At 50.7% G+C, this 10,160-nt stretch carries 8 protein-coding genes; 2 read left to right on the forward strand and 6 right to left on the reverse strand.

Annotated features, from left to right (window positions below):
* The 3 genes from HOK28_08055 to HOK28_08065 all read right to left on the reverse strand — a co-directional run.
* Positions 1 to 286: hypothetical protein (locus tag HOK28_08055; GenBank protein MBT6433027.1), on the reverse strand; the 286-nt coding region annotated here is incomplete at its 3' end.
* A gap of 21 nt (positions 287 to 307) precedes the next feature.
* A complete protein-coding gene (locus tag HOK28_08060) occupies positions 308 to 1,513 on the reverse strand; it encodes a DUF4388 domain-containing protein (protein MBT6433028.1) in 1,206 nt (401 codons plus the stop codon).
* A 2-nt stretch (positions 1,514 to 1,515) separates the two neighbouring features.
* Positions 1,516 to 3,498 (reverse strand): hypothetical protein, encoded by a 1,983-nt coding sequence (locus HOK28_08065; protein MBT6433029.1) that lies wholly within the window; start codon positions 3,496 to 3,498, stop codon positions 1,516 to 1,518.
* 125 nt (positions 3,499 to 3,623) lie between these two features.
* Here HOK28_08065 and mazG point away from each other — a divergent pair, with 125 nt between their 5' ends.
* Positions 3,624 to 4,430: a nucleoside triphosphate pyrophosphohydrolase gene (gene mazG / locus HOK28_08070; protein ID MBT6433030.1), complete on the forward strand. Its 807-nt coding sequence runs from the start codon at positions 3,624 to 3,626 to the stop codon at positions 4,428 to 4,430.
* Positions 4,431 to 4,808: 378 nt separating this feature from the next.
* Positions 4,809 to 5,075, forward strand: a complete 267-nt coding sequence (gene rpsT, locus HOK28_08075) for a 30S ribosomal protein S20 (GenBank protein MBT6433031.1) — start codon at positions 4,809 to 4,811, stop codon at positions 5,073 to 5,075.
* Positions 5,076 to 5,184: 109 nt separating this feature from the next.
* On the opposite strand, the gene HOK28_08080 is transcribed toward rpsT, so the two are convergent.
* The 3 genes from HOK28_08080 to HOK28_08090 form a co-directional block, all read right to left on the reverse strand.
* The gene (locus tag HOK28_08080; GenBank protein MBT6433032.1) at positions 5,185 to 6,351 is read right to left on the reverse strand and encodes a TIGR04552 family protein; all 1,167 of its coding nucleotides are present in this window, start codon (positions 6,349 to 6,351) and stop codon (positions 5,185 to 5,187) included.
* A 232-nt stretch (positions 6,352 to 6,583) separates the two neighbouring features.
* Complete coding sequence (locus HOK28_08085; protein ID MBT6433033.1) at positions 6,584 to 9,199, reverse strand: HD domain-containing protein; 2,616 nt, start codon at positions 9,197 to 9,199, stop codon at positions 6,584 to 6,586.
* Positions 9,200 to 10,160 (reverse strand): N-acetylmuramoyl-L-alanine amidase (locus tag HOK28_08090; GenBank protein ID MBT6433034.1); only part of this gene is annotated, 961 nt, incomplete at its 5' end. It lies immediately after the preceding gene.

Consider the following 10,160-nt stretch of genomic DNA (forward strand, 5'->3'; position numbering starts at 1 on the left):
CCGTAAGAGCCGACGCGCTACCACCGCCGCCATCAAGGCTGAACGTAATGTAGTTGTCTGCAACGGATGGCGTAGTCGGCACGGACTGAACCCATACTAAGAAGACATCGTCGGTCGACGTTGATTCCAGCGTTACGGTACCAAATTCTCCACTCTCCACGGCTTCGCAAGAAGCTGGATCCAGCAAGCAGGGGTCGGTATTTTCACCCGGGTCGTCCTCGCCAACCAGGTCACAGCCTGCTAACCAAAACAGGCACAGACCTGTGAGTAATATCTTCTTCTTCATGTCTTTACTCCTACGAGTTTATTACCGCAGTGGCCGCAAGAGCCTATAATCGCTCGCTGTGGCCTGATAATAGAACGGTTCTTCCCACGGAAAATTCAAATCCCGAGGCCTTAAAAGGTCAACTTCGACTAATCGTGCAAGTGAATCGGGATAATTGCGATACTGAGTACGGTATAATTCTAAAGCCGCCTCAATGTGTAACACTTGATTTCCAGACACCAATTCGAGCAAACGGGTATCTTGATGACCCTGTTGACCCTGCACCTTTGCTAAAAATGTTTCAATATCCACCCAGATTGGTCCCGGGTTTTTGACCAGTAAACCGATTACACCGGCGGTCACAAGCATTACACCCACCAAGCCTATCCATGCAGACCGTTGGCGTCGAATAATTCCACCAACCGTTGCTTCAGCCGTGGGGTTACGCAGGGCCTTAACACTGTCACTTGGGGCGATAAGCTTTGAACTAAGCAAATGGCAAATAGCTCGACAGGTTTCGAACTCACCTAATCGAGATAGATCGATGATACGCTGCACATCATGGCCGGGTGCAATGAGCGCAAAGACCTTGCGCTCATTGGGGCCGATATTACGTGCATTTTTTTGAGCACGCTCTACCCTCTGGAAAAGGGTTGTTTCGAAATCAACTGGGCCGTTGACAATACGTTCAGCTTCCTGAAGTCGCGGCAATTCACCAATGCGGACGTAAGTCTGAGCGTAGCTACGAATTTGACGACGAATCAAAGGCCATTCGTCAAGCTGACGAAAACCTTCCATCAATATGTGCTCACCCGAAATCAATACGCCCCGATTATTTACATCGTCTGATTCCTGCTGGCTGAACGAATACTGCCCGGTTTCCCACAAGAAGAGCTTGTAAACTGTTTCGGTTGTTTGAAGCTCTGCGAAATCGCGTAGCCCTTCCACCGAGACATTGGTGGCTTCGAGTAAAATCTCGCCAAGTCGGCGCCCAGTTCTTCGTTGGATCTCGAGACAGTAATCCAGCTCCGCCTCAGTCAGTTCGTTGGCTCGCACCATCATGCTGCCAAGCATATCTTTTTGGATTCGGCCATTCTCTTCTGCGCCGACTATATTCCCGCCTACAAACCAGACTGTGACCTGCTGGCCGCGCGTGCGCACGCTTAGCTCGCCGCTTTTGGCCTGCTGCGCGATAAGCTGGAGAATATCTGCAATCCCGAAATCTTTGAGCGTTCCTTTGAGAGCCATATCTACCAGTCCTCCTCAGGTCGCATCAGGATGGAAAGAATGTAGACACCAACCACAAAGACCCCCAAAGGAATCCCAAAAAGAGAAAGAGCGGCGTCATCGAAACGGATGAGCGCCGGCAACAAATCAATCGAAACCAAATACAGCAGCATGCTCGTTACGAAAATGCAGGAAAAGAGAAGACCACTTAAAGGAGCCCCGTAAACCATGTGCGCTCCGCCTGCCATTATAAGACCAAGAACGCGCCGTAAACGCCGCAGTCTTGCCTGTCGGCGGTGCTCTCTGATTTGCTTCCTAATTTGCACCGACCTCTCGACGGGCTCCAAGTGGTCAGTGGCACGGCTGCGAACAAACCCTTTCGCTCGGCTTCGATCTTCGGCTCGTTCTAAAGTCTGTTTTGCAAACAGCGTAATAAACGCAAGCAAGAGCCCGACTAAGCCCAGGAGAGCGCTATGTAATCGTTCATAAGGAGAAAATCGGGACCAAAATGAATCGGCAACATTATCGTCGACCTGCATATCCCAGGCACCAACGCTGAGCAGGCTTCCCGCGATAGGCTCGTCGGCGACGAAAAACATATCCGCATCCTGTGCTCGCTCACTTAAGCGGGTCACCATGGCCAAGTCGATATCGGACGCAGCTTCGTGAGCAGCGCCTGCCATCGAATGATCCGCCATCTTGTAGAGAACCCGAGATTTGTTAAACAGGGCAACCACTCGATTCGAGTCTATTGCCAAAGCCTTGTCATAGGATTGAATCGCCCTGGTCTTCTGCCCGTCTCGAAACCTGAGATTACCAAGCGCTGTGAATACTTCGGCCCCAGCCTCGGGCATAAGAGCCGCCTGCTCCATGATGGTTAATGCCGCGCCTGTATCCCCACGCCAATAGTCACGCATTCCGCGTAAAAAGAGAATCCGCGGACTGGGATCCTGGATGTTGTCGAGGCGAACATCTAAAGCCTCATTGCCCATATCCCGCCCAGCCATGTAAACCAGTTCACTTTCCGAGCCGGGGTAATGCAGATGACCGAGAGCAAAAGGCAGTGTGAGCGGTAACAAAGTCATCCAGATCAGCACAAGAACTGTTGCGAGGCGTTCAGGCTGACGCATCCAAAAACCCGAGAATGTTAGCCACCAAACCAAAGACAGAGTAACTCCGAAGCCAAACAAAACCGGTGTTGCAAGGAGCAGAATGACGACCAAGGCCGCTTGGAAGTTGGGAGTGCCGCTCGGCAACCGATCGAGAACTGCTGTATGCATACGACCACAAGAGCGCAGCGCCATGATGAAACCAAAGAGTAAACTGGCGCAAAGTACACTTAACCAAAGCGCGATCAGAAGCTGACCACCGCGAACACGTTGGTGGGCCGGCTCGGTAACACTCAAAAACAAGGAGCGTCCAAGTGCAGCGGCACCTTCAAGCCGTCGCTCAGGGGCCATGACAAGAACCTTTCCGGCTATTGCCTGGACTCCTGGGTGTTGCGGTGCGAGTGCAATAGCTGCAGAGGCTCGCTCATAGGCCGCGGCAGATGATCCGTCAGCTTGAGCCTTCACTGCTTCGCGCGCCAACACCTGGCCGTACTGGAACAGGTTAGGCCAACCCGCTGCGTCTTTTTTATGTTGAAGCTGTGAAAGTAATCGATACTCCTGCGACCTATCTCCTCGCTGCATTGCTAGGCCACGTTGCGCCCAAATTTCTTTGAAGCCTGATTTATCAAGCCCTTCAGAGGCGAAGCCTTCCTCCGGCTCAGGGAAATCTTCTTCAACATTTTCGTACGTCAACTGGCCATCGCCGGCTGAGGTTTTGCCTTCACCCAGGTTCGCTGGCGTTGTCTGACCTTGATAGCCTGTAGTTTGCTCGGGAACCGCCGGCGATTGTGCCGACACCGTTTGAGACGGGAAAACGCATAAGAGAACAGCGAGCACAAAGTATCGGTGTGACTCCAGCTGGCTCAGCATTTTCTTTGAGACGGCACGCGACGCCATACACATAACTCCAGCCCTTACGATTGACTCCGTTCATACACTTTGCCGGGTACCTGATGGAAGCATTAATGCGCAATTTCACATTGGGCACGGTTATGTTAATCCCTCGCTATCGGAGGATGATTATGGACAGATTCGAAAAAGCAGGTCAGGCATTTGCAGAACTTTGTCGGACCATGGCGACCCTACGAGCACCAGATGGCTGCCCATGGGACCGTGAACAGACTTTTGAAACCCTCAAAACCTATCTACTTGAGGAAACTTACGAAACCCTTGAGGCCATTGAGTCTGGAATCCCCGAGGAACACTGCGAAGAGCTCGGCGACCTCTTGCTTCAAGTCGTGTTTCAATCGGAAATTGCACAAGAAACCGACCTTTTCGACGTCGCTAAGGTTTGTGATGGTATCCGCAGCAAGCTCGTAAGGCGTCACCCCCATATATTCGGCGATGCAGGTGCCAAAACCGCCAAAGAAGTTGCCGAAACCTGGGAGGAAATAAAGGCCAAAGAGCGAAAAGGCAAAGAAGGCAAAAAACGTTCAAGTGTCTTGGACGGTCTCCCGAGTCATCTCCCGGCCCTCTTGAGAGCCTACCGAACCGGCGAAAAGGCGTCCGGGATAGGGTTTGATTGGCCTGACGCCACCGGACCCTTGGAGAAGTACAACGAGGAATGGACCGAATTGAGAGAGGCTCTGGACAGCCCAGAAGACCGGGACTCAATTAAAGAAGAACTTGGCGATGTTCTATTCTCGCTCGTCAATTACTCGCGTCACATAGGCTTTGATCCTGAGGATGCACTGCGAGGCGCGATCAATAAATTTCATCAACGATTTCGCCACGTAGAACAGAGCGCACTGAGTACGGGTAAAAACCTTCGGGAACTGGGTATTGACCGTCTTAACGTCCTATGGGAAGACGCCAAGCGACTACTTTGATGAACCACCTTCATTTGTACCGGTTCATCCTCCGACTCAGATAAATTAACCACACCCTCCTGTGGATGGGTTGTGGATATCTTCGTTCAAAAAATGACCTTCCGTAGCCCGGCATCGCGGACCAATCCCAAACAGTTCCAGAATAGAACAATAATAACAGACACCTACATAACCTTCGGACCATTTTTAATTGATTCGTCACTTAGGTATACGAGCTTGCGAGTTATCCACAGTTGTTTGTGCCGACGATCCTTCTAGATGCTTGACTGGGTTGACTTTTTGGAGAGCCTCCAGTATTCCGCGCGTCCGATGACCCAAGTGTTATTGGCAGTCCATGGTTCGTTCGGCTCAAGAGTCGATAGTTAATAGGAGTAACTCGTGGCAAATCATAAGTCAGCAGCAAAGCGCGCTCGTCAATCTATTAAGCGCACAGAGCGCAACCACGCGGTCAAAAGCCGTGTGCGTTCAGCAGTTCGTTCATTCCGCGAAGCAGTAGCCGCCGGAGAGAATGAAGCAGCTGAAACTAAACTAGCAGCCGCGACACGCGAATTGCGTAAGGCAGCGACTAAAGGTGTTTATCACCAGCGCACAGTATCTCGACGCGTATCACGCCTCGTTAAAGGCATGAACGCAGCCCGCGCATAAAACGCAGGTTCGTTATTCAGTGATAAAGCACCCCGTGGCTCCTCTCGAGCCGGGGTGCTTTTCTGCGTTCTGATTGCGGATAAAGAATGGCTAGGCCAAGCCAAAGTTCTTAATCGATATCCTCGAACCGAGGAAGTCTTGCTTGAAGTGAATCAATCCCTTCAAGGCGCTTGCGAACGTGTACCCTCTGGCGAGATTTGTAACGTTCGTGAGAATTTTCACCCCGGCTATTCGCTTTTTCAGTCATCGCATCAACAAGCTGAATCTCAGTTTCAACCGCCCCGATCGCAGGACTGGCTTCAACTCCCATATCGTCCAGTCGTAATGGAATCTCTGCAACAAAGTTCACGCAGCGGTAACCTGGACCACTGAATTCATTTTCGTGAGTCGCAAGTTCCTTTTGCTCTTTGACCAGTACACCCGTATCGCCCCAAAAACTTTTTAAGAAGCTAGGCTCCACCCCAAAAACACGGGTTACGTCATCAATGGTGATAATCCCGTTCTCACTTTGGCCAGGCATTACGAAGTTAAAAGGCAGCAGATTACGCATGATATAGATAAGCGCATTGATTAAATCGTCGCGACTTTTTACCACGATTCGGAACCGTAGCTTATCGAAAATATGGGTCGCAACTGTATCGCGCTTTGCCAGAAGCTTCGTTGTGATTGAAGAGCGCCGCTTCTTGCCCGCCGCAAATTCACAAACCGTTATTCCCTCAGCACGCATTTCATCGATAACACGAAAAACCTTACTGTTGAGCCGGGAAAGTAATTCAGCCTCAGAGATTCGCATATTGAAAACAAGCTCTCGTGAGCTGATGTGATACAAGATATGCATCACCTTCAAAATCATGCAGGCGAATCGGCTGCTTTCCGAATTACCGGCCGATGCGGTAAGAAACAAATCGTATATGTGTTTGGGGCGCGCAACTTCCAATGGGATTTGATATCCGTGGAGATCACTCAAGTATGTCACGGCCTCAGCGCGCAACGCGTCTACAGAAGCCATCTCGATGGGATTATCCGTATCAAAACAACAGAGTCTCAAAAATCGCTCAACCGTTGAGCGGTTTTGAAAATAACTACGGGTGGAATCGACAACCGAATCACCCGCAAGCGCCTGATAAACCGCGCCAAGATCTAGAAGCCGGTCAGCCGATAAGCCAGGAGGTAATCGCGCAGACATCCTTGGTGGGTCAAAGACTGACGAGTCTTTCAAATCCCCTACAGGAACAGTCGGTTCTAGGCTCTCTGTATACTGCTGTTTATCCTCCATCGGATTTGGTCTCCCCCTCCATGACTTAAAACGCCAGAATAAGCTGCAAACATACAACTATTCATCGCGTATCTATATTCCGTAATTATACAACTTTACCCCGGACGGACACGAAACAGTGTACCTTGAATCCATTGAAATAACAATTCACTCCTAGCGACGCATTGCGACAAGACGTATTGAAATCATTGAACTTTTCAATTACGGTTCATCCCCAGCAGGATGGTAATCCTTAGGACAGTCGTTCCATAATCAATGCTTGCACCTGATCTTGCTGGGATGTGCTCAATACAAGCCCGGTGTCTTTCTCGACGATATAAAATGAGTGAATAGCCCGGCGACCCTCCGTGGTCATCCGTGCTGACTCGATGGTAGCTCCACCTTCGAAAATCGCCTGACTGATATCAAACATCAAGCCGTTACGGGCCTCGGCCAGAACATCCAAAACGGTTTGCCGCTCGCTTGCTTCAGGATCAAAGATAACTCGCGGTTTCTTCGACGGAGCTTTGTACCACCGAGATTTCCCGAAATCCTCATCATGTCCCACGCGAGAGTCTCCACGTGCGGCTGCAACCAAGGATTCCGAAACCTTAGCCTGAAATGATTTCTGCTCAAGCTGGTCCCAGTGGCTTGCCCGAGTGATGAAAGTATCGAGTGAATAACCGTCATTCGTGACGGCCATGTGAGCACCGATAATCTGCAATCCAAGCTCGCTAAACACGCGCGAGTTGTCTGCCGCAAGTCCCGGTCGGTCAGCACAAGCAACAACGATCTCCCATCGATTGCGTTTACGGTTACCATGAATGCGGACCGCTGCGCCCTCGACTTCCGCTGTCTCAAGCGTAATCTGATGCTCTAAAAGCAGGTCACGGCTGTGAGAAAGGACATGCTTGGACGACATGCGCCCTAAGAAATCTCGAAATCCAGAAGAGACAGAGACTCCTTGGCAAAGCTCGTTGATGCGGCACAAACGCCTCTCATTTAATCCAAGATCACCTGCCCCGGCTCGCAAAGCCAACCTCGTACGAAGATACAACTCACGAAGCAGGGCCGCTTTCCAGTCCGTAAAGGCCTCTGGACCCGTACTGATAGCGTCAACATAGGAGAGCGTAACCAGCATATCCAATCGTTCCTGGCTCTCCACCTGTACTGCGAAACGCTGGATAAGCTCCGGGTCTTCCATGTCACGACGCTGGCTAATAATCATCATCGCCAAATGCTGATCTACTAAAAAGACCAAATCTTCAGTATCATCGGCACTCCAGCCTAGATTCCCAGCAGCTTCCCGGGCAAGCCGCGCACCTCGTTCAGCATGCCCGTGACCCTGACCCTTACCAATGTCGTGAAACAGAGCAGCGACGACCAAAACATGCTGCCGCACAATACGAGAAGCCATGGTCACCAAGTCACCTGGATCCTCAGGCGAATCCCCGGCCAAGACTTGAAGCGCCCGACGAGCAGTATAAATCAAGTGCGCGTCCACGGTGTACACGTGGTACAAATCACGCTGAACCAAGCCAGTTACTCGGCGAAAAGCAGGAAACATTCTTTCGAGAATACCAAACTCGTGCAAGCGTTCTAAGTCGTCGCCGCTTGTTCCCGTATGAGTAATAAGGTCCATAAACAAATCGATATTGACCGGAAGCGCACAAGCATTCACCGTAAACAAGCGAGGAACAGCTTCCTGGATAATAGACCGGGCACTCCAGTGCAGCCCTACACCGTCTAATTGGGTCTTACGGAGCATCGTCAATATAGCTTCAGCATCGAGGCTGCTAACCGCTGAATTCGAAAACGCTAGCTTACCTGCAATCTCAGTTGTCTCTTCTCGAACCGACGCTAGAGTCTTTATGGCGCGACCTGGACTGGAATCGATGGATTCTAAGCAAACATCAAGCAGCCTATCGGCCGCAGCACGAATCGCCTTTGCACACCGGTAAACCGCCTTCAGTAGTAAATCAGCAGCTGGCTCAGAGTCATTACCAAGAACGTTCATGAACTCTGCTACCTCAGGCTGATGCTCCGTCGTCAAAACATCAAGCCGACGGTTTGCGCAAAAATGCATTGCCAGCCGAGCCTCGAGAAGCACTCGATGCCCATACTGCAACGTATCGACCTCGAACAGATCAACAATCCCGCGACGAAAAAGGTCACGCCAATCTCCGATACGCCACAGATACCGACACGCCCACCATGTTTCGTGAAGCGTTCTTAGCTTACCGGTTCCTGTTTTGAGATTAGGCTCTAAACGGTGCTGCGTTGAGTGATTAACGCCTTCTGCCCAGCCAACAATCGTCTCCCGCATTTTACCGAAGACTTCCTCGGATCGCAGCACGCCGTTCAGTCCATCGCTGAATTCTCGTAAAAGAACTCCATTGCCCGCAACCGGTCGCCAGTCAAGAGAGGCAGTAAGAACCGTCAGGTCTTCCTGCAGCAGGTCATAGAAATCTGCTGGCCTTCGAATCGCATGGCCTATATCTAAACCAGAATCCCAAAGCGGATAGAAAAAGGCGTTGGCAAACTCGCGCATTTTCTCACTGTCCGGATTGTCGCAAATTAAAACTAAATCTAAATCAGAATACGGCGAGATCTCGTTTCGCCCAAGACCTCCAGTCACCAACAGGGAGATACGCTGATGCTCTTGAATCTGAGTAGCCTCGGAGACTGTCACGAAGTGAGATCGAAGTGATTGAACTCGATGGTCGGCTAAGCTTCGAGCAACTGAAAGTCCATCCCAATCTTCGGACATTCTTTTTCGGGCCAACAGATTCTGTGCATCAACCGAACTACGAAGCTGAGTAGCCCTCGCACGTCCCCACTCCGGATCCTGCCAGTTATTCGAAGTCATTTATCGTCGACCCATCACTTTAGAATCTTTGAGGTAGTCTAGAACAGCTTCACCAATTGCTTTGCCAAGCGCCTTTGTACCGTTTTTAGACCCAAGCATTTTGGCATCTTTAGCATTTGTGACAAATGAAGCCTCAACTAAAACTGCAGGCATGCGTGCTCCAAGTAAAACATAAAAGAGTGATGGCTTAACCCCCAAATTTCGGGTTCTTCCCGTCTTACGCTTTGCCACATCCGAAAGCGCATTCGTCACATTGGCGGCAATCCGCTGGGAATCACTTGTGTAAAGCTTTGAAGACACCTGAGCCAACGCAATTTGAATCTCACTAACCCGCTCTTCTCGGACCTTGTTTTCAACCGACGCAAGCCTAAGCGCATATTTATCATTGGTAGAATCCAGATAATAACTCTCTACGCCGTGGACCCTGCTGTCATCGTGTGCATTTGCGTGAATGGATAGAAAGATATCGGCATTAAGGCGGTTGGCCATCGCAGTTCGCTCCTCGAGCGCCACAAACTCATCTTTGGTGCGAGTTAGCCGAGCCGATAAACCAGCCGCTTCGAGCACGCGCTTTAACTCTAACGAAATCTTGAGCGCGACGTCTTTCTCCTTAATCCCTTTATGGCCCGTTGCCCCGGTATCCTTGCCACCATGCCCTGGATCAATCACGACCAGCGTCTTGTGAAGCCGTGGCTTATAGCTGGGCTTAGATGGTGATGTCCTAGTGCCTTCATTGGCAACATCGACAACAATACGAAAAGGGTTTTCAAGAATCAGAGTTGTGTAATCAGTCTTCGGCTGGCCCAGGTCCAATACGACACGCGTGCTCCCACCATCCCGGTTCGCCAGTCGAACGCCTTGGACCACCGGGGTATCCAAGTTGATTGTCTTAACCGCCGTTGTGCTTTTTGGGATATCCACGAATATTCGTCCGCCCGCATTGCCAGCCTTTTCACCAGCA

It is taken from the genome of Deltaproteobacteria bacterium (genome assembly GCA_018668695.1).
Lineage (GTDB): Bacteria > Myxococcota > XYA12-FULL-58-9 > XYA12-FULL-58-9 > JABJBS01 > JABJBS01.

Excerpts from the sequence above, each read along its gene's own strand:
- HOK28_08060 (MBT6433028.1), bottom strand. The coding sequence starts at position 1,513 with ATGGCTCTCAAAGGAACGCTCAAAGATTTCGGGATTGCAGATATTCTC.
- HOK28_08065 (MBT6433029.1), bottom strand. The coding sequence starts at position 3,498 with ATGGCGTCGCGTGCCGTCTCAAAGAAAATGCTGAGCCAGCTGGAGTCA.
- mazG (MBT6433030.1), top strand. The coding sequence starts at position 3,624 with ATGGACAGATTCGAAAAAGCAGGTCAGGCATTTGCAGAACTTTGTCGG.
- HOK28_08080 (MBT6433032.1), bottom strand. The coding sequence starts at position 6,351 with ATGGAGGATAAACAGCAGTATACAGAGAGCCTAGAACCGACTGTTCCT.
- HOK28_08085 (MBT6433033.1), bottom strand. The coding sequence starts at position 9,199 with ATGACTTCGAATAACTGGCAGGATCCGGAGTGGGGACGTGCGAGGGCT.